Origin of the sequence: Jhaorihella thermophila, from assembly GCF_900108275.1 — a bacterium.
In the GTDB taxonomy this organism is placed as follows: Bacteria; Pseudomonadota; Alphaproteobacteria; order Rhodobacterales; family Rhodobacteraceae; genus Jhaorihella; species Jhaorihella thermophila.
In genome coordinates this window covers 50,161-67,871 of sequence record NZ_FNVD01000009.1, presented here as the reverse complement: position 1 = coordinate 67,871, position 17,711 = coordinate 50,161, and the positions used below count along the sequence as shown (strand labels likewise).

Annotated in this window: 19 protein-coding genes and 2 pseudogenes; 5 read left to right on the top strand and 16 right to left on the bottom strand. The window is 67.4% G+C overall.

The annotated features are described in order from the left end of the window. Positions 1–2: 2 nt before the first annotated feature. From C4S70_RS11850 to C4S70_RS11840, 3 genes are all read left to right on the top strand, one after another. Positions 3–509, top strand: a complete 507-nt coding sequence (locus tag C4S70_RS11850; RefSeq protein ID WP_104008318.1) for a peptidylprolyl isomerase — start codon at positions 3–5, stop codon at positions 507–509. Continuing rightward, a complete protein-coding gene (locus tag C4S70_RS11845; protein WP_104008317.1) occupies positions 502–1,053 on the top strand; it encodes a peptidylprolyl isomerase in 552 nt (183 codons plus the stop codon). Before C4S70_RS11850 ends, C4S70_RS11845 begins: the two co-directional genes overlap by 8 nt. Positions 1,054–1,177: 124 nt before the next feature. Continuing rightward, on the top strand, positions 1,178–2,158 hold the full coding sequence (locus tag C4S70_RS11840; protein ID WP_235003816.1) for a DUF3179 domain-containing protein: 981 nt from the start codon (positions 1,178–1,180) through the stop codon (positions 2,156–2,158). 241 nt (positions 2,159–2,399) lie between these two features. Here the strand turns inward: C4S70_RS11840 and C4S70_RS11835 are convergent, their stop codons facing one another. The 7 genes and pseudogenes from C4S70_RS11835 to C4S70_RS11805 all read right to left on the bottom strand — a co-directional run bounded on the left by C4S70_RS11835 (position 2,400) and on the right by C4S70_RS11805 (position 7,781). Next, positions 2,400–2,801 (bottom strand): c-type cytochrome, encoded by a 402-nt coding sequence (locus tag C4S70_RS11835; protein WP_104008315.1) that lies wholly within the window; start codon positions 2,799–2,801, stop codon positions 2,400–2,402. Positions 2,802–2,918: 117 nt separating this feature from the next. Then, positions 2,919–3,452, bottom strand: coding sequence for an SEL1-like repeat protein (locus C4S70_RS11830; RefSeq protein ID WP_104008314.1), 534 nt, complete (start codon positions 3,450–3,452; stop codon positions 2,919–2,921). Positions 3,453–3,527: 75 nt separating this feature from the next. Then, positions 3,528–4,309 (bottom strand): annotated as a pseudogene (locus C4S70_RS11825) (ABC transporter permease). Positions 4,310–4,394: 85 nt separating this feature from the next. Then, positions 4,395–5,114 carry an ABC transporter ATP-binding protein gene (locus tag C4S70_RS11820; RefSeq protein ID WP_104008313.1) on the bottom strand — a complete coding sequence of 240 codons (720 nt, stop codon included), beginning with the start codon at positions 5,112–5,114 and terminating at the stop codon, positions 4,395–4,397. Further along, on the bottom strand, positions 5,111–5,572 hold the full coding sequence (locus tag C4S70_RS11815; RefSeq protein WP_104008312.1) for a cupredoxin domain-containing protein: 462 nt from the start codon (positions 5,570–5,572) through the stop codon (positions 5,111–5,113). Before C4S70_RS11815 ends, C4S70_RS11820 begins: the two co-directional genes overlap by 4 nt. A 52-nt stretch (positions 5,573–5,624) precedes the next feature. Continuing rightward, positions 5,625–6,554: pseudogene (locus C4S70_RS11810) on the bottom strand (YVTN family beta-propeller repeat protein). A 54-nt stretch (positions 6,555–6,608) separates the two neighbouring features. After that, the gene (locus C4S70_RS11805; protein ID WP_104008311.1) at positions 6,609–7,781 is read right to left on the bottom strand and encodes an ABC transporter substrate-binding protein; all 1,173 of its coding nucleotides are present in this window, start codon (positions 7,779–7,781) and stop codon (positions 6,609–6,611) included. 185 nt (positions 7,782–7,966) lie between these two features. Between C4S70_RS11805 and pedF the strand changes: the two genes are divergently transcribed. Continuing rightward, entirely contained in the window at positions 7,967–8,659 is a 693-nt protein-coding gene (pedF, locus tag C4S70_RS11800) for a cytochrome c-550 PedF (protein WP_104008310.1), read from the top strand. A gap of 17 nt (positions 8,660–8,676) precedes the next feature. Continuing rightward, on the top strand, positions 8,677–9,573 hold the full coding sequence (locus tag C4S70_RS11795; protein ID WP_104008309.1) for a substrate-binding periplasmic protein: 897 nt from the start codon (positions 8,677–8,679) through the stop codon (positions 9,571–9,573). Positions 9,574–9,652: 79 nt separating this feature from the next. Here the strand turns inward: C4S70_RS11795 and C4S70_RS11790 are convergent, their stop codons facing one another. The 9 genes from C4S70_RS11790 to C4S70_RS11750 all read right to left on the bottom strand — a co-directional run bounded on the left by C4S70_RS11790 (position 9,653) and on the right by C4S70_RS11750 (position 17,571). After that, positions 9,653–10,195, bottom strand: coding sequence for an RSP_2648 family PIN domain-containing protein (locus C4S70_RS11790; RefSeq protein ID WP_104008308.1), 543 nt, complete (start codon positions 10,193–10,195; stop codon positions 9,653–9,655). Then, complete coding sequence (locus tag C4S70_RS11785; RefSeq protein ID WP_104008307.1) at positions 10,192–11,406, bottom strand: RSP_2647 family RNA methyltransferase; 1,215 nt, start codon at positions 11,404–11,406, stop codon at positions 10,192–10,194. Before C4S70_RS11785 ends, C4S70_RS11790 begins: the two co-directional genes overlap by 4 nt. Positions 11,407–11,445: 39 nt before the next feature. Then, complete coding sequence (locus C4S70_RS11780) at positions 11,446–12,231, bottom strand: DUF6778 family protein (RefSeq protein ID WP_104008306.1); 786 nt, start codon at positions 12,229–12,231, stop codon at positions 11,446–11,448. A gap of 175 nt (positions 12,232–12,406) precedes the next feature. Next, on the bottom strand, positions 12,407–12,889 hold the full coding sequence (nusB, locus tag C4S70_RS11775; RefSeq protein WP_104008305.1) for a transcription antitermination factor NusB: 483 nt from the start codon (positions 12,887–12,889) through the stop codon (positions 12,407–12,409). After that, positions 12,886–13,437: a 6,7-dimethyl-8-ribityllumazine synthase gene (locus C4S70_RS11770; RefSeq protein WP_104008304.1), complete on the bottom strand. Its 552-nt coding sequence runs from the start codon at positions 13,435–13,437 to the stop codon at positions 12,886–12,888. The genes nusB and C4S70_RS11770 overlap by 4 nt, the downstream gene beginning before the upstream one ends. 3 nt (positions 13,438–13,440) lie before the next feature. Then, positions 13,441–14,562: a 3,4-dihydroxy-2-butanone-4-phosphate synthase gene (gene ribB / locus C4S70_RS11765; protein ID WP_104008303.1), complete on the bottom strand. Its 1,122-nt coding sequence runs from the start codon at positions 14,560–14,562 to the stop codon at positions 13,441–13,443. Between the two features lie 272 nt (positions 14,563–14,834). After that, complete coding sequence (locus tag C4S70_RS11760) at positions 14,835–16,019, bottom strand: vWA domain-containing protein (protein ID WP_104008302.1); 1,185 nt, start codon at positions 16,017–16,019, stop codon at positions 14,835–14,837. 7 nt (positions 16,020–16,026) lie between these two features. Further along, on the bottom strand, positions 16,027–16,194 hold the full coding sequence (locus C4S70_RS11755; protein WP_104008301.1) for an apolipoprotein acyltransferase: 168 nt from the start codon (positions 16,192–16,194) through the stop codon (positions 16,027–16,029). Between the two features lie 6 nt (positions 16,195–16,200). Further along, positions 16,201–17,571, bottom strand: coding sequence for a DUF2927 domain-containing protein (locus C4S70_RS11750; protein ID WP_104008300.1), 1,371 nt, complete (start codon positions 17,569–17,571; stop codon positions 16,201–16,203). Positions 17,572–17,711: the final 140 nt, after the last annotated feature.

Genomic DNA, 17,711 nt, shown 5'->3' with positions numbered 1-17,711 from the left:
CCATGGCCGAGATCAAGGATCCCGAAAACACCATCCTCATCGAGCTCAAGGACGGCACGGTCGTCATCGAACTTCTGCCCGACGTGGCGCCGAAGCACTGCGCGCGGATGAAGGAGCTGGCCCGCGCCGGCGCCTATGACAACGTGTGCTTTCACCGGGTGATCGACGGCTTCATGGCGCAGACCGGCGACGTGAAGAACGGCAACATGGAGGCCGGCTTCAACCTGCGCATGGCGGGCACCGGCGGCTCGGACCTGCCCGACCTTCCGGCGGAATTCTCCAGCCTGCCGCATGACCGCGGCACTCTGGGTGCGGCGCGCGCGGCAAATCCCGACAGCGCAAATTCCCAGTTCTTCATCAACTTCAAGGACAACCACTTTCTGAACGGCCAGTACACCGTGTATGGCCGGGTGATCGAAGGCATGGAATTCGTGGACAACATTACCCGCGGCGAGCCGCCCGCGCATCCCGACCGGATGATCAGCGTCAAGGTGGCCGCCGATGCGTAGGCTCGCGGCGGTTCTGGCGCTGGCGGCGACGCCGGCGCTCGCCACCGATCTGAAGGTCGAGGTCGAAGGCGAGGGGGCGAATGGCACCTTCATCATCCACCTGCGCGACGACGTGGCCCCCAACCACGCCGCCAGGCTGGCCGAACTGGCGCGATCGGGCGCCTATGACGGGGTGGTGTTCCACCGGGTGATCGACGGTTTCATGGCCCAGACCGGCGACGTGCAATATGGCCGGCTGGGGCAGGATTTGCGCTATGCGGGCATGGGAGGCTCGGAGCTTCCCGATCTGAAGGCCGAGTTTTCGGACGTTCCGTTCGAACGCGGCGTGGTCGGCATGGCGCGCACGCAGGATCCCGACAGCGCCAATTCGCAGTTCTTCATCATGTTCGCCTCCGCGCCGCATCTGAACGGCCAATACACCGTGGTCGGCGAAGTGACCGAGGGCATGGAGGTCGTGGACGCGATCAAGCGCGGCCGCGGCCGCAACGGCGCGGTGATCGGCCGCCCCGACGTGATGAAGAAGGTCACCGTGATCGACGAATGATCCCGGACGCGGCGTGGGGCCGATCCCGCGCCGCGTCCCGTGCACGGTCTCTCAACTCTGCGTGTGGGGGCTGGGCAAGGCGGACCTGCGGGCGCAAGCTGTCCGAAAGGATGGGAGGCGCCCGATGTTTCATCCACGCATTTGCATGGCCGTTCTGTCAGTGGCGATGGCCGTTGGCGCGTCGCTGGCCGGCGCGAATCCGGACTTCTGGCGGTACGAATGGCCGCGCACGAATTTCGACAGGACCTCGGTCAAAAGCTGGACCGAGATCCGCGACGGCGGGCCGCCCAGGGACGGGATCCCGGCGCTGACGGATCCGGACTTCATCACCGTTGGGCAGGAGACCCGCCTGGGAGACCGCGAGCCGGTGATCACGGTGGAACTTGCCGGTCAGACGCCGCGGGCCTATCCGATCCGCTATCTGCTGTGGCATGAGATCGTGAACGACACGGTCGGGGATGTGCCGATCGCCGTGACCTTCTGTCCCTTGTGCAATTCGGGCGTCACCTTTGACCGGCGGATCGACCGGGGCACGCTGAGTTTCGGCGTGTCGGGCAAGCTGCGCAATTCCGACATGGTGATGTATGACCGCGAAACCGAAAGCTGGTGGCAGCAGGCGCTGGGCGAGGCGATCGTCGGCGACCTGACCGGCACGCGGCTGAAGGCGCTGCCGACCTGGATGGAGAGCTGGGCCGAGTTCCGCGTGCGCAACCCCGAGGGGCTGGTGATGGATCAGCCGGATTATCCGCGCCGCTATGGCGTGAACCCGTATCAGGGGTATGACAGTGCGGTGCGGCCCTTCCTTTACAGCGGAGAGAACCCGCCGCACGGGATTCCTCCGCTGGCGCGGGTGGTGCGCGTGGGCGATCGGGCCTGGCCGCTGTCGCGGCTGCGCGAGGCCGGCGAGATCCGCGAGGCCGGCGTGGTGATCATTTGGCGGGCGGGGCAGGCCTCGGCGCTGGACACGGGCCGGGTGGCGCAGGGGCGGGACGTGGGCACGATCCGGGTGCGCGATGCCCGGGGGCGCGACCTGGCGCATGACGTGATGTTCGCCTTTGCCTTCCACGCCTTCTGGCCGAACGGGCGGTGGATGCTGGGCAAGTGATTCCGGGCCAGGGGCGGGTGGACAAAGCGTCGGATTGGCGTCGCCAATCCGACCAGGGCGAGGGGCGCTGCCCCTCGCGCTCCCCGGGATATTTTCGGCAAGAGAAAGAGAAGGGAGGTTGCCTGGAGCCGAGAGAGGGGCGTGCGTCGCGATTTCGGGGCCGGGAAGCAAAAGGCCGGGCGACGTCGCGCCCGGCAAGTCCGTTCCCCGGGGCTTCACGTCCGGGGCGGGGAGTGTCAGGTCACCGGTCCTGCGTGGTGATGGATTGCAGATAGGCCAGGATGAAGTCCTGCACGGTGCGGTCCTTGATGCCGACATGCCGCATCCGGGTGCCCGGCATGAAGCCGGTATTGTCCTCCATCCATGCCCGCAGCGCGGCCGGGGTCCAGACGATGCCCGATGATGCGAGCGCGGCGGAATAGTCATAGCCGGGGTAGCTGCCGGCGGCGCGGCCGATCACGTTTTCCAGCGGCGGGCCGTAGCTGGCATGGGTTGAATCGGGGGCGTGGCAGCGGCGGCATTCGGCCTCGAACAGCTTTTCGCCCGCCTCTATCTTGATCTTCTGGAACGTCTTTTCGCTGGCCGCCGCGGGCAGGGCCGGCAGCGTCAGGGCAAGACACAGGGCTGCGGTCATGCGTTTCATCGGACCTCTCCTGGCATGGTCTGTCCGAAGTATGGGCGGCGCGCGGCCGGATTGCTTCCGATACCAAAGTCGAAAGCGGGGCGTGCCGCCCCCCTCCTTTGGTCGCATGTCGCGGGGTCAGAAGAGCGGCGCGTATTTCCAGTTGTCCGCGTCGGGCGTCACCTCTTCGAGGTCATAGCCCGCCCGTTGCAGCCTCCGGGCGATCTCCAGTCCGTCGCGGGCGGCCTCGTCCACATAGGCCCGCCCGAGCGTTTCGTTGCGCGCCACGCCGTGACCGCGCATCAGGTCGAGCCCGTGTTTGAACTTGCCCACCGGGTCGCCGGCCTCGGCCGCGCGGCGGTCCCATTGGGCGGCGGCGTCGGGGTCGTAGTCACCGCCCAGCCCGTTGTTGTCGAGCTGGCTCATCCAGGTCATCGCCCCGGTCCAGCCGGCATTGGCGCAGGTCTCGAACACCTCGCGCGCCATGCCGTGCCGGCCGGATTTGGTGATGTAGTAGCCGGCCGCGCAACTCATCATGTCGGGCTGGCCGTCGCGGATGTTCCGCATCACGCGGTCGAGGGTCATTTCCTCGGGGTTGAGGGTACCGAATTCGTCCTCGTCCGCGAGCGCGGGGGCGGCGGCGAGGATCAGGGCGGCGGTTCTGATGAGCATGGCGCGTCTCCTGCCGGTGCGGGCAGGATAGCATGACGGGCGCGGCAATTCACGCGCGGCGTGGTCGTAGGAGGCTCAGCCCCGGCGGCGCGCGAGACCGCGGGCGGGGTCGTAGCCCCAGAGCGCAAGCACCAGCAGCACCGCCCCGGCAAGGCAGGTCCAGAACAGGGCCGGGGCGTTGAATTGCGCATAAAGCGCAAAGCGGATCAGCTCGACCGCGTGGGTGAACGGGTTTGCCGCGCAGATGTCGTGCAGAAGCTCCGAGCTTTCGGCCATTTTCCACAACGGGTAGAGTGCCGAGGAGAGGAAGAACATCGGGAAGATCACGAAGTTCATCACCCCGGCGAAGTTTTCGAGCTGCCGGATCGTGGAGCTGAGCGCCAAGCCCAGCGCGCCGAGCATCAGGCCGGCGACGGCCAGCGCGGCGGCATAGCCCAGCGGAGGAAAGCGAACGCCGTAGAGCGCGGCGATGCCGAGAAATGTATAGGCCTGCAGGATCGAGATTGCGGTCGAGGCAATCAGCCGGCAGGTGAGCAGCCACCAGTGCGGCAGGGGGCTGGTGAGCAAAAGCCGCATCGAGCCCATTTCGCGGTCATAGACGAGGCCGAGCGAGCTTTGCATGCCGTTGAACAGCAGGGTCATGCCGGTGAGGCCCGGGACGATGTAGATTTCGTAGGTGATGTCGGTCTGGTAGGGGGGGTGATCGACAGGCCCAGGGCGGCGCGGAAACCCGCGGCGAAGACCACCAGCCAAACCAGCGGGCGCACCAGTGCGGCGACGAAGCGGCCGCGCTGGCGGACGAAGCGCAGCGCCTCGCGCGTGACGATGGCGATGAGGGCGGTCAGACAGGGGCGCATGGGGGGCAAGCGTGGCGGAAATCGGCCTTGCGTGGCAAGGCCGATGCCTCCGGCGGGAGTATTTTCGGCAAGATGAAGAACGGGGTCATGCGGGCTCGGCGATGCGGGCGAGGAAATGGTCGGCGAGGGGGCGTGTGCCGCGCAGGGCACCGGCGGTGCCGTCCTCCAGCAGGCGGCCCCGGTGCAGGATCAACAGCCGGTCGTCATCCTCGATTTCGTCGGTGAGGTGGGTGGCCCAGAGCACGGTCAGCCCGTCGCTGCGCGACAGGTCATGGACATGGGCGGTAATGGCGCGGCGGGAGGCGGCGTCGAGACCCACGGTGGGTTCGTCCAGCAGCAGCACCGAGGGGCGGTGGACCAGGCAGCGGGCGATCTCGAGCCGGCGGCGGTGGCCGCATTTGAGGTCGCGGGCGCGTTCGCGCGCGCGGTCGGCCATGTCGAGACGTTCGAGCGCCTCGGCGATGCGGGCGCGGGCGGTGCGGCCCGACAGCCCGTGAAGGGCGGCGAAATAGGTCAGGTTGCGCTGCACGGTCAGGTCGAGATCGAGCGTCGGCTGCTGGAACACCACGCCCATCGCCGCCAGCGCCTTGCGCGGGGCGCGTGACAGGTCGTGCCCGGCTACTGTGATCCGGCCCGAGGGCGCGGCGAACAGGCGGGTGAGCAAGGAGAAAAGCGTGGACTTGCCGGCCCCGTTGGGTCCCAGAAGCGCGCAGAAGGTGCCGGGTTCGACCGCGAAGCTCAGATCGTCGAGCGCCACCTTGCGGCCATAGGCATAGGAGAGATGCTCGACATGCAGCGCGGTCACTTGATGGTTATCTCCAGCCTTTGGGTTTCGCCGGTGGATCCGGGCACCATGAGATAATAGCGGCCCGGCTTGATCGCGACAAAGCCGATTTCCATCTCGCCCGCTTCGTCGAACTCGATGCTGTCCAGCCCCGGCGGGCGGATCTCGAGCCCTTCGACCACGATCTCGTCGATCCAGATGGCGCGGAAGAAGCCGGGTCCGACCAGCGCCAGTTCCTGGCTGCCGTCGCCCTGGATCTCGAATTCGTAATAGGTGCCGGATTTCAGCTCCCACGGGGCGTCGGCCAGCGGCATCCCCGCCGACAGGATCACCGGCGGCAGATCCCGCTTGTTCCCCGCCGAGAGCAGCCCGGCCGGGCCGAAGGCCGGGGCGGCGCCATCGTCATCATCGTCATCCGCGCGCGCGGCGAGCGGCAGAAGGGCGGCGATGCAGGCGGTGGCGAGGATGGTCTTGAGCATGTCGGTCTCCTTGGATCTGGGTTGCGTCGATCTGCGCGAGGCGCGCCGGGTGTCAGGGTCGCGTCGCGGCGCCCCAGGGGAAGCGGCCGACCTTGATCGTCTTGATCGGCTCGCGCCGGGCCACGTCGATCACGGTGACGTCGCCCGATACGCCGTTGGTGTTGAAAAGCAGCGTCTTGTCAGGGGAAAAGGCCATGTGCCAGACCCGTCGGCCGACCAGGATGTAGTCTTCGACCTCGTAGGTTTCGGCATTGACCACGGCGACGTGGTTGGCCGGGCCCAGCGCAACGAAGGCGGTGGTTTCGTCGGCGGTGAACTCGAACCCCACCGGCTGGACCCGGTCGGGGTGGATGCCCTTGATCTCGAACCCGATCTTCGCCTTCTGCGCCTGGCTGGCGGTGTCGAACACCGTGACCGTGCCGCCGATCACGGAACTGACCCACAGCTCGGCGCCGTCCTTGACGAATTCGGCATGGCGGGGGCGCGCGTCCACCAGAGTGTTGGCCTAAAGCGTATGCGTTTCGGTGTCGATCCAGTGCGCCATGTTGGTGGTTTCGGAAGTGGTTATCACCGTCTTGCCGTCGGGCGAAACCGCCATGCCTTCGGGCTCTATCCCGACATCGACCTGGGCGACCACCTCGCGGGTCTCCACATCCACCACGGTGGTAATGGCGTCGTCCTCGTTGGCGATGTAGAGGTGGCGGTCGTCGGGGTGCAGGACGAACTGTTCGGGATCCTCGCCCGAAGGCAGGTTGTGGAGCACCCGCCCCGTTTCGGGGTCGATCACCTGCACCGTGTCGCTGTCCGAGGCGCAGACATAGAGCCGTTTGAAATCCTTCGAAAAGGTGATGCCGCGCGGGCGTTCGCCGACCTCTATGGTGCGCACGACCTCGAGCCGGTCAACGTCGATCACGCTGATCGTGTCGTCCTTTTCGTTGGTCACCCAGATTTCGGCGGCGGTTGTGGGGGCGGCGGCGGCCATGGCGGCTGCAAGCAACAGCAGGCGGAATGATGAAGTCAGGGTGGGATCCCTGGGTCAGTCGAAGGCGTTGCAGGCGCTTTCCGGGGCGTCGAGCCCCAGCGTGTCCATCTCGCTGCGCTGGTGAAGATAGCCGGACAGGGGCGCCTGGGCCACGACTGCGCGGGGGGTGACCAGCGGAATCGGCTGGCGCAGCTGGCCGTTCCAGTGGCGATAAGTCAGCGGTCGGCCCTTGAACCCGGCAAGTTCGAAGCCGGGCGACAGGATGAAGGCGCGCAGGCTGGCCGGGTCGGCCGAGTTGGTGCGGGTCACAGCCTCGCCGATCGTGCGGATGGCGGCCCAGGCAGCATAGTCGCGCGGGCGCATCGGCCGACCGGCGAGATCGGCAAAGCGCGATTGCAGCTGCGCCGCGCCCCATTGTTCGACCACGCGCGACCAGGCCACCGGGACCAGCCCTTCGGACCCCGCCACGGGGCGGGGGCGCCAGGTGTTGTAGGCGACGTAGCGGCCGAAATCGCCCAGCTCGTCGGCGATCAGCAACAGGTCGTAATCGCCCAGATCCTGGGTGAACAGAGGCACCTCCTGCGCGGCGTTGCGGCGCATGTCGGCATCAAAGGCCCAGCTCTTTTCGGCGCCGATCTTCATTCCGAACTTGGCCGCGCTGCGGCGCAGGGCCGCGGCAAAGGCCAGATCTCCGGGATGCGTGCCGGTGATCATCGCCAGCCGGTCCCAGCGTTTCAGCCGCGCGAACTGCATCAGCGCATCGGCCCGCATCGCCAGCGACGGCAGAGTGTGCAGCAGGTTGGCGCGGCAGTCTCCATCGCGCAGCTTCATGTCGGGCGCGGCGGCGTTGAACAGGATGGCGTCGCGGGCCTGCGGCAGATCGGCGATCTGCAGCAGCGCCTCGGCCGGCGCATCGATCACCAGATAGGGCGAACGGTCCAGCGCCGCGCGGGCGGCCCCGAGCAGGTCGCCGCCGGGTTCCACGATCACCTCTTCCAGCGCGTATCCGTGCCCCAGGAACCGGCCCGTCGTGGCGTTGTCGCGGATGGCGAGTTCCGCCCCGGCGCGGCCGAGATCGTCAAGCACGGGGTCGAGGTTGGACAGGACCGGCGGGCGTTCGGCGCGCTGTTGCAGCCAGGTGATCGTGACATCCAGCCCGGCCCGGCCGGGCAGGGCGCCCGACAGGATGGCGGCAACGGTCAGCAGGGCGGTTCTGAGCCTTCGCATTCGCAGTCCCGGAAAGTTCGCGCGTGTCGAAAAACAGCCTGTTGCGCCCCGTCCGTTCGGGTCCATCCGACCAATGTCGTAGCCTACGGCGCCGGACAGGCCGGAATTGGAACCAAAGTCGCGTATGCGTGGCCCGTCCGGCTGGAGTAGAACGCATTCAGACGCCGAACACTGGAGGAAACGCGATGCTGTTCAGACTGTCTCCCGCTTCGATTGGCGCCGTGATGGGCCTGTTCGCGGCTGCCACGCTGGTGCATGCGCACGGGGATGTCGCCCCGCAGCCGATCAACACCGACGCGCTGCCGGACGTGGGCGAGGAGTGGCTGACCGAGAATCCCTATCGCAACATGGGCGAGGAGGTCTGGAAGACGGCGGTCGAGATCGGCGACAGCGGCTACAACCAGAACTGCGCGCGCTGTCACGGCCTGGGCGCGGTGTCGGGCGGGATCGCGCCGGACCTGCGCTATCTGGAGGCCGAGGAATACGGGGACGAGTGGTTCATCGAGCGGTTCCGCCACGGCTATACCCAAAACGGGATCACCAAGATGCCGACCTTTGGCGAGCTGCTGGGGCAGAAGGCGGCCCGGGCGATCCTCACCTATATCGAAACGCGCCCCGACGACGGGGCGCTGGACGAGGCGACCCCGCGGCCGCGCGAGATTCGCGACCGGCTGAATGCTATCGCCGGCGGGGCCGAGGGCGATGTTGCCGCGCTGCGCGAGGAACTGGCGGCGATCGCGGCGCAGGTGGAAACGGCCTCGGGCGCGCCGGTGGCCGACAGCGCGCCGTTCCGCGCCGCCGGGCTGCTGGCGCAGGATCCCCCGGCGGTGCACGCGGCGGCCGAGGCGCTGACCATCGGCTTGTCGGCGGCGCATTGAGGGGCCACGATCGGCGCATGAAGGGGTGGATCTTCGGTTTCGTCGTTTCTCTGAGCCTCGCGGCGCCGGCCGCGGCGGGGACGCGTTGTGCCGACTACGTGCCGCAGCCCAGGCCCCAGAACGCGTCTCGGGACATCGTGGGCGCGGATCTGGACACGATTCTGGATCGCGGTTTCATTACCTTCGCGGCCTACGGGGACTTTCCCCCTTGGTCCTATGAAAAGGACGGAAAACCGGCCGGGGTGGATGTCGAGATCGGCCGGCTGATCGCCGGGGAGCTGGGGGTGGAGGCGCGGTTCCAGCTGGTGGCGGCGGGCGAGAATCTGGATGCGGATCTGCGCAACTGGATCTGGAAGGGGCCCGTGGTCGGCGGGCGGGTGGCCAATGTGATGCTGCATGTGCCCTATGACAGCGACTATGCCTGCCGGGTCGAACAGGTTACCTTTACCGGGCAGTATCATCGGGAACGGATCGGGATCGCCTATCGCAAGGACGCCTATCCCGACAATCCGCCGGTTCCGGCCTGTTTCCGCTTTGACACGGTGGCGGTCGAGAACGAGTCGATCGCCGATTTCTACCTGACCTCGTTTCCCGGTGGGCAGCTTGGGCGCGACATTCGCCGCTATCCGTCCATGAGTGCTGCGATGAAAGCGCTGGCGACGGGCGAGACGATGGCGGCGATGGGGCCGCTGGCGCAGCTCGAGGCGGGGCTGGCCGACGGGCTGGCGGTTCATGCGCCGCCGCTGCCGGGGTTTTCGGTCGGGTCATGGACGATCGGCGTCGCGGTCCATTTCCGCTACAAGCCCCTGGCCTATGCGGTGGACGACGCCATCGTGGCGGCGATTGCCGACGGGCGGATGGCCAGGATCTTTGCCGATCACGGTCTGAGCTTTCATCCGCCAGAACTGCGCTGAGCCGGATCCGCCGGCATCGGACGCTGCGCCCGTGGGGCGGTGGCGCAGTGGGTATTTGTGACCAGAAAGAAGCAGGAGGTCACTCCGCAAGCGCCTTTCCCAGGCGGGGCAGGCGGGCCTTCTTGAGAAGCGGGCGCAGTTGCCACCGGTCGCCGGAGAGGCGGTTGGCCCGGTCGAGCACGTCGCGCGCGGCGGCGGCGATGTCTTCGGGGGCGCTTTGCCAGAGGGAGAGCAGAAGGCTGTCCGGGTCGAGGCGGTCGAGCCCTTCTTCGGCAAGGATGTTGCGGGGGAAATCGGCGGCGTTGAGCGTCACGATCGCCTCGGCCGATCCGGCGATGGCGGCGGCGAGGACGTGGGTGTCGTTGGGGTCGGGCAGCCACAGGCGGGCCTCGATCCCCGGTGCGGGGGGAAGTTCGGCGGCGGGCCAGGCCGCGCGCAGCAGGGCGATTTCGGCTGCGGCCTGGGCTTCGCCCGCGGGGCCGAGCTTGCGCGCCGCGCGGGCCCATTCGTCGAGGATGCGCCTTGTCCACAACGGTGTGAAATGGCCGCGCCGGGCTACGGCCAGCAGCATTTCGCGCATCACCGTGGGGTAGAGCACGCAAGCGTCGAGCAAAAGTTTCACAGCCGGAAGAACAGCGCCTTGAGGTAGCCGGATTCGGCCAGTTGCGGATGGGTCGGGTGGTCGGGGCCGGCAAAGCCTGTGTGCAGGATCTGACCCTGGCGTCCGGCCCGGCCGATGCCCCGGATGCAGGCGGCGCGGAAACGGGACAGATCGGCCGCGTGCGAACACGAGCAGAGGCCGAGAAAGCCCCCCGGAGCCACCAGCGGGGCGGCGAGCCGGGCGACCCGTTCATAGGCGCGCAGGCCCGCGTCGAGCGCCTGTTTCGAGGGCGCGAAGGCCGGCGGGTCGCAGATCACCATGTCGAACCGTTCGCCTTCGACGGCGAGCGCGGCCATGACGTCGAAGGCGTCGCCCTGTCGGGTGGCGAAGCGGTCGGCCATGCCGCCGGCCTCGGCGCCCTTGCGGGCCAGTTCCAGCGCGGCGGCCGAGCCGTCCACCGAAAGCGCCGCGCCTGCGCCGCCGGCGAGTGCGGCCAGCGCAAACCCGCCCACATGCGAGAACACGTCCAGCACCTGCGCCCCGCCCGCCGCCAGCCGGGCAGCAAAGGCGTGGTTGGGGCGCTGGTCGTAGAAGAGGCCGGTTTTCTGCCCGCCGGTCAGGTCGGCCATGTAGGTCGCGCCGTTCATCGGCACCGGCACCGCGGCGGCGGGCGCGGTGCCGTGCAGGACGCCCGAGATGTCGTCGAGCCCTTCGAGCGCGCGGGCCCGTCCGGAGGCGTTCTTGAGCACGACCCGCGCGCCGGTAACCCGGATCAGCGCGGCGGTGAGAGCCTCCAGCCGGGCTTCGGCCCAGGCGGCGTTGGGCTGGATGACGCAAGTATCGCCGAATCGGTCGATCACGACGCCGGGCAGGCCGTCGGCCTCGGCATGGACCAGCCGGTAGAAGGGGGCGTCGAACAGATGCGCGCGCAGGTCGAGCGCGCGGGTCAGGCGGGCGGCGAACCATTCTTCATCGATGCGTGCGGCGGGGTCGCGGTCCAGCATCCTGCAGATGATCCGCGACTGCGGGTTCACCGCCACCAGCCCCAGCGGCCGGCGGTCGCCGTCCTGCAGAACGGTCACGGCGCCCGGCGGCAGGGCGCGGGTGCGGCGGTCGTTCACCAGGTCGTCGGCATAGACCCAAGGGTAGCCGTGACGGATCGCGCGGGCATTGGCCTTGGGCTTGAGCCGGACGGGGGGGAGGTCGAAAAGGTCGGAGGGCGCCGTTGTCATGGCGCCCTTTTATCTCCATTGCCCGAGGGAAGGAAAGGCTCAGAGATTGTTGAGAAGCTGGAAAAAGCCGAGCGAGGCGTTGCGATACCCCTCGGGGTTGCTCAGTTCCTCGCGGATCACTTCGGCAAGGTGGTTGGTGATGCGCACCTTTTGCGTCTCGCCCCGGGCCTCGGCAAGGATCGCCTGCTGGCCGCCGAAGCCATCGAGGTCGGCGCGGATCGTGCGCGGCGGAACCAGGATCTTGCCGGTTTCGGCGTCGCGAACCGCCAGATCGAAGGTGATCGAGTGCACGCCGCCGATGGTATAGCGGGCCTTTTCGGTCAGAGCGTGGAACCGCTTGACCGTCACCTCCAGATCCACCTTGACCGGGCCGTGCAGTGATTGGACGCCGCGCTTGAAGGCGGATTCAAAGATGGCCTGAACTTGCGCATGGCGGTCGCCGATCGGGTCGCCGCGCCAGACGATGTCGCCGCGCGGGTAGTAGCTGTTGCGTTCCGAAACCTTCAGGCTGCGCGGAACGTGAACGATGACGTCTTCGACCGTGACCGGGGATTCGTAGGGGGACAGATCCCTTGGCGCGTTCGGCAGGCTGGCGATCGCGGCCTCGGTGCTGGGGGCCTCGATCACGGCCTTGAGCACGGTGGTGTCGCGCAGCTCTTGCACGGTTTCCTCGGAGGGCAGCGCGGCGCGATAGCCCTGCGGCGTGGTGACCGATGTTGCGGGAATTTCTTCGAACGGCGCGTTCCGCGTCGGCAGGTCGGCCGTGGCGCAGGCCGAAAGCCCCAGCCCGATCCCGGCGATCAGCGTGAAACGAGTGAATTTCATTGTCTTTCTCCTTGGGCGAGCCTCTTGCGGACTGCTGGTGGTGGGTGCCAAGGAAGTAGATGCCCCGCGATTCAGGCAGGATTTAGACAATTTGAGATCAATTCCGGGATTGTTCCAGGTACCGAAACGATACTTGGTTGCAGGTCAAGGCGTGTCTTGCCCGTGAACGTGGCGGTCAGAACGCCTCGGGCCGGGCTTCGCGCGCCATGTGGTCCAACACGGCATTGACGAATTTCGGCTCGCGCCCTTCGGGAAAGAAGGCGCGCGCGATGTCCACGAATTCGTTGATCACCACCTTGGGCGGGGTGCTGGACCGCAGCAGTTCCGCCCCGGCGGCGCGAAACAGGCCGCGCAGGGTCGGGTCGATGCGCGAGATCGGCCATTTCGCCACCAGCGCCCGGTCGGTCATCTGGTCGATCGGCGCCTGATAGTTCACCGCATTTTCCACCAGTTTGCGGAACAGGCCCATGTCGCCGTCGATCATCTCTTCGCCGTCATAGGTCGCGCCAAAGCGGTGATCGAAGAATTCGGAAATCACCTGATCGACCGTCTGGCCGGATTGTTCCATCTGGAACAGCGCCTGCACGGCATAAAGCCGCGCGGCGGATTTCATCCTGCGTTTGTCATTGCCCGTCTGGGGCGCGCGCTTTCCGCTCATGCCTTGGGTGATCCGTTGCTGTCGCCGGCGATCTGGTAGCTGTCCGAGGGCGGCTTGAAGCCGATGCCTTTGGTCCGGGCGCCCCACTTACGGCCCAGCGCGATCAGATGCAAGGCCGCCGCCGCCGCCCCGCCGCCCTTGTTGCCGCGGGCGGGGTCGGCGCGCACTTCGGCCTGTTCCTTGTTCTCGACCGTCAGGATGCCGTTGCCGATGCACAGGCCCTGCAGCCCCAGCAGTTGCAGCGCGCGGCTGCTGTCGTTGCAGACGGTTTCGTAATGGGTGGTTTCCCCCCGGATCACGCAGCCCAGCGCGACATAGCCGTCATGGTTCGACATCCGGTTGGCGATGCCGATGGCGGTGGGCACCTCCAGCGCGCCGGGCACTTCGGCGATCTCCCAGCTGCCGCCGGCGGCCTCGATCTCGGCTTTGGCGCCCTCGACCAGCCAGTCGGCAATGTCCTTGTAATAGGGCGCCACCACGATCAGCAGCTTGACGGGCTTGTCAAAGCTGGGGCGGGGCAGGACGTAATGGGATTCGGCTTCGGCCATGGGTCAGTCTCCGGACAGGATCGGGCGGGTGCCGACGATGGACAGCCCATAGGCGTCCAGGCCGACATAGCGGGTCTGCGGGTTGTCGGTCAGAAGGATCAGGTCGCTGAGCCCCAGATTCGACAGGATCTGCGCGCCAAGACCGGTGCGCTTGATCGTGCGGGGGCCTTCGTCCTCGTCGTCGTACAGCGAATGGCGCGGTTCGCGGAACAGGCAGACCACACCGCGGCCTTCCTCGGCGATCAGCTCCATCGCGCGGGGCAGTTCGCGCGCGGGGCTGGGGCCAAGGCCCAGGACGTCGGAGGCCTCGTGCAGCGCGTGGGTGCGGGTCAGCACCGGCTCGGGCGTGGTGATGTCGCCCTTGATCATCACCACATGTTCGACCCCGTGGATCTGGTCGGTGAAGATGCGCATGTCCCACTCACCGCCGAATTCCGAGGTCACGGTCTGTCGGCCGGTTTCGATCACCAGGTTGTCGTTGCGCGACCGATAGGCGATCAGGTCGGTGATGGTGCCGATCTTGAGCCCGTGTTCGCGGGCGAACTCCACCAGATCGGGCAGTCGCGCCATGGTGCCGTCATCCTTCATGATCTCGCAGATCACGCCCGAGGGGTTGAGCCCTGCCAGCCGCGAGATGTCCACCACGGCCTCGGTATGGCCGGCGCGCACCAGAACGCCGCCCCGGCGGGCGCGCAGCGGAAAGACATGGCCCGGCGTGGCGAGATCGGCCATGGTGTTCTGTTCGTTGATCGCCACCGCGATGGTGCGCGCCCGGTCATGGGCGGAAATGCCGGTGGTCACGCCTTCGCGCGCCTCGATCGACACGGTAAAGGCGGTCTCCATCCGGCTGGAATTGTTCACCGCCATCATCGGCAGGCCCAGCCGGTCGATCCGTTCGGCGGACATCGGCAGGCAGATCAGGCCGCGGCCGTATTTGGCCATGAAGTTGATCGCTTCGGGGGTGGCGAATTCGGCGGCGATGCACAGATCGCCTTCGTTTTCGCGGTCCTCGTGATCGACAAGGATGTACATCCGGCCGCGGCGCGCCTCTTCGATGATCTCTTCGATCGGGCTGATGGCTTCGCGCAGGCTGGCCTCGACCGGCCCCGGTTCTTCGAAATTCATGGATCAGGCTTTCCGTTCCGCACTATTCCTGCGCAGATAGACCACGGGCACGGCGAATTCCACCCCGACCGTGCGTCGCCCCGGCGCCGGTGTCTCTTTGCGAGGCATGTCGCAAATGACCGGAGTTGCATCTCCTTCAACGGAGGGGTGCGCCCGCCTTGGGGCGGGCGGGCGCATGCCCGGGCCGCCACGCGTCCCGGGCGGGAAATGCCAATAGGCGCGACACGCCCGGGAAGGGCACGCCCACGGCAACGATTCACCCGGACATCGGCCTACCGCGACAGTTCGCGCATGCCCCGCTCAAGCCCCGACAGCGTCAGCGGCACCATGCGGTTTTCGAAGATCTCGCGGATCATGCCGATGGAATGGGTGTAGTCCCAGTATTTTTCCGGCACCGGGTTGATCCACAGATTGCTGGGCCACTGTTCGCGGGCGCGCTGCAGCCAGACCTGACCGGCCTCGGCGTTCCAGTGCTCGTTGGCGCCGCCGGGATAGGCGATCTCGTAGGGGCTCATCGAGGCATCGCCGACGAAGATGCACTTGTAGTCCGGCCCATAGGTGCGCAGCACCTCCCATGTGGGAATCTGCGCGTCCCAGCGGCGGCGGTTGTCGCGCCAGACGCCTTCGTACAGGCAGTTGTGGAAATAGTAGTATTCGAGATGCTTGAACTCGGCGCGCGCGGCCGAGAACAGCTCTTCGACCACCTTGATGTGGTCGTCCATCGACCCGCCCACGTCCAGAAACAGCAGAACCTTGACCGCGTTGTGGCGTTCGGGCCGTTCCTTGACGTCCAGATAGCCGTGCTCGGCCGTGGCGCGGATGGTGCCGTCCAGATCCAGCTCCATGTTCGCGCCCTCGCGCGCCCAGCGGCGCAGGCGTTTCAGGGCCACCTTGATGTTGCGGGTGCCCAGCTCGACCGTGTCGTCGAAATTGCGGAACTCGCGCTTGTCCCAGACCTTCACCGCGCGGCGGTGGCGGCTTTCCTTCTGGCCGATGCGCACGCCTTCGGGGTTGTAGCCATAGGCGCCAAAGGGCGATGTGCCCGCGGTGCCGATCCATTTGTTCCCACCCTGATGCCGGCCCTTCTGCTCCTTGAGCCGCTCGCGCAGCGTCTCCATCAGCTTGTCAAAGCCGCCCAGCGCCTCGATCTGCGCCCTTTCCTCTTCGCTCAGATGCTTTTCGGCCAGTTTCTCCAGCCAGTCGGCGGGGATGTCCACCGCCTCCAGCACCTGGTCCAGCCCGATCTCGTCCAGCCCCTCGAAGGTGGCGGCAAATGCGCGGTCGAACTTGTCGATGTTGCGTTCGTCCTTCACCATCGCGGAGCGGGCGAGATAGTAGAAGCCTTCCACGTCATAGATGACGAGGTTGGTTTTCATCGCCTCCAGAAAGGTCAGGTATTCGCGCAAGCTGACCGGGACGCCGTGTTTGCGCAGGTTTTCGAAGAAGGGAAGAAACATCGCCGCCTTACCCCGCCATCCGTTCGATCACGATGGTCGCGGCCAGGCCCAGAAGGGCAAAGATGATGGCATGCGCGGCGGCGTATTGCGCCATGTCGGCTGCCTTGCCACCGCGCCGTTTCGCGTTGAACGCGCCCAGTGCAGCGCCGAACAGCGCCGCCAGAATGACGATCATGTAACCCTATCCGCCCAAGTTTTTCCAGGGGTCCAGCGCCGCGATTTCCTGAATCTTGGCCTGAACCGCCCAATCCGAGCCAAAGCCGTAGCGCGCCCAGCCGAGGCTGTCCAGTCTGACGGCGCGTGCCTCGTCCCGGCGCCCGGCCTGCTCCAGCGCCTGGGCCTTGAGCAGCATCAGCGTGGCCAGAAGCGAGGCGTTCTCGGCCTGCGCGGCCACGGCGAGGTTGGGTTCGATCTGGGTCAGCGCCCGCGCCGGATCGCCCGCGGCCAGCGCATGCGCCGCGGTCTGCGTGGCCACATAGGCGCGCTGGACCTGCGTTCCCGGCGTGCGCGACAGGAAAAACTGCGCGGCCTCGTAATAGCGCTCGGCCAGAGTCGTGTCATAGGCGTCGGTCATCCGCCCGAGGATGTAATAGGAAAACGCGAGGCGGTGGTCGGTCCAGCCCTGCGCCTGCGCGATCGACAGGGCGCGTTCGGCGGCCGCGCGGCGTTGGTCGGGGCGTGCGCCGGGGCCGAGCGCGGTCTGGACGGCATCGGACCAGGCGCGCGGCGTGGGCGAAACCGGCGCGGGCGGAAGCGTGCTGCCGCGCGGGTTCAGCCGGGCCAGAATCGCGGGCAGGCGCGCGGCGACTTGGGCCTTGCTCATGCCGCTGTGCAACTCCGGCGCATAGGTCGCGCGCAGGATCAGCATGTCGAACCCGGTGAGCACCGCGTGCACGTTGTCGTCGTTGAACACCGAATCCGGCAGGCGATAGAGATCGTTCACCGGACCCAGCGCCTGGGCCAGTTCCTCGTGCAGGCAGTCGCGGATCTCCTGCGGGCTGGCGTCGTAGGGCACGAAGATGCCCAGCCGCGTACGCGTGGTCAGCCGGCTCCAGCTGGTGCTGGGCTTGCGCCGGTCGCGGCGGAACTCGGCCAGGCTGGAGACATTGGGCACCACGAAACAGGCCGCGTCGGGCAGGGCGCGGCGGATGTCGGCGCGGCTGACCGCCTGAATGGTGATGCTGGCGCCAGCCCCGGTGGTTTCGCTGATGTCTATGCCGGCCTCGTTGCGCAGCCGCGCCAGCAGGCGGCGCAGGTCGGGGCGCAGGGTCGGCGGCGGGCTGCCGGTCACGCGCACGGTGATCGGGCCTTCGAACCGGCTGAAAACCGGCAGGGCGCGGCCGCTTTCCAGCTGGAAATGCAGATCGAGGAAATCGGCGGCGATATTGGCATTCGACCGGATGGGCGCGGCGGGGTGCGCGGCGGTGAAGGACTTCATCGGCGGCAGCGCGCTGTCATGAGAATGGGCGGCGCGCGTGGGCACCTCCCGGGTCGGGGCGGCGGCGCAACCGGCAAGGCCCAGCGCGGCAGCAATCAGGACGGCGCGAATCATGGATGGCCCTTTCCCCGACGCCGGGTCCGCGGCGCGGTTCCGGCGGCAATCGCTACACAAACGGACATCGGGGCGCCCGGCAGGCCGGACGCGGCAAGAAGTGCGGAAAGGAAAACAAGCGCGATTACGGTCATGAAACA

What these genes read in the sequence shown, in the direction of transcription:
- C4S70_RS11830 (WP_104008314.1), bottom strand. Translation starts at nt 3,452, where the DNA reads ATGCTCATCAGAACCGCCGCCCTGATCCTCGCCGCCGCCCCCGCGCTC.
- C4S70_RS11845 (WP_104008317.1), top strand. Translation starts at nt 502, where the DNA reads ATGCGTAGGCTCGCGGCGGTTCTGGCGCTGGCGGCGACGCCGGCGCTC.
- C4S70_RS11795 (WP_104008309.1), top strand. Translation starts at nt 8,677, where the DNA reads ATGAAGGGGTGGATCTTCGGTTTCGTCGTTTCTCTGAGCCTCGCGGCG.
- nusB (WP_104008305.1), bottom strand. Translation starts at nt 12,889, where the DNA reads ATGAGCGGAAAGCGCGCGCCCCAGACGGGCAATGACAAACGCAGGATG.
- C4S70_RS11805 (WP_104008311.1), bottom strand. Translation starts at nt 7,781, where the DNA reads ATGCGAAGGCTCAGAACCGCCCTGCTGACCGTTGCCGCCATCCTGTCG.
- pedF (WP_104008310.1), top strand. Translation starts at nt 7,967, where the DNA reads ATGCTGTTCAGACTGTCTCCCGCTTCGATTGGCGCCGTGATGGGCCTG.
- C4S70_RS11815 (WP_104008312.1), bottom strand. Translation starts at nt 5,572, where the DNA reads ATGCTCAAGACCATCCTCGCCACCGCCTGCATCGCCGCCCTTCTGCCG.
- C4S70_RS11850 (WP_104008318.1), top strand. Translation starts at nt 3, where the DNA reads ATGGCCGAGATCAAGGATCCCGAAAACACCATCCTCATCGAGCTCAAG.
- C4S70_RS11770 (WP_104008304.1), bottom strand. Translation starts at nt 13,437, where the DNA reads ATGGCCGAAGCCGAATCCCATTACGTCCTGCCCCGCCCCAGCTTTGAC.
- C4S70_RS11835 (WP_104008315.1), bottom strand. Translation starts at nt 2,801, where the DNA reads ATGAAACGCATGACCGCAGCCCTGTGTCTTGCCCTGACGCTGCCGGCC.
- C4S70_RS11840 (WP_235003816.1), top strand. Translation starts at nt 1,178, where the DNA reads ATGTTTCATCCACGCATTTGCATGGCCGTTCTGTCAGTGGCGATGGCC.
- C4S70_RS11780 (WP_104008306.1), bottom strand. Translation starts at nt 12,231, where the DNA reads ATGAAATTCACTCGTTTCACGCTGATCGCCGGGATCGGGCTGGGGCTT.
- C4S70_RS11750 (WP_104008300.1), bottom strand. Translation starts at nt 17,571, where the DNA reads ATGATTCGCGCCGTCCTGATTGCTGCCGCGCTGGGCCTTGCCGGTTGC.
- C4S70_RS11760 (WP_104008302.1), bottom strand. Translation starts at nt 16,019, where the DNA reads ATGTTTCTTCCCTTCTTCGAAAACCTGCGCAAACACGGCGTCCCGGTC.
- C4S70_RS11755 (WP_104008301.1), bottom strand. Translation starts at nt 16,194, where the DNA reads ATGATCGTCATTCTGGCGGCGCTGTTCGGCGCTGCACTGGGCGCGTTC.
- C4S70_RS11785 (WP_104008307.1), bottom strand. Translation starts at nt 11,406, where the DNA reads ATGACAACGGCGCCCTCCGACCTTTTCGACCTCCCCCCCGTCCGGCTC.
- ribB (WP_104008303.1), bottom strand. Translation starts at nt 14,562, where the DNA reads ATGAATTTCGAAGAACCGGGGCCGGTCGAGGCCAGCCTGCGCGAAGCC.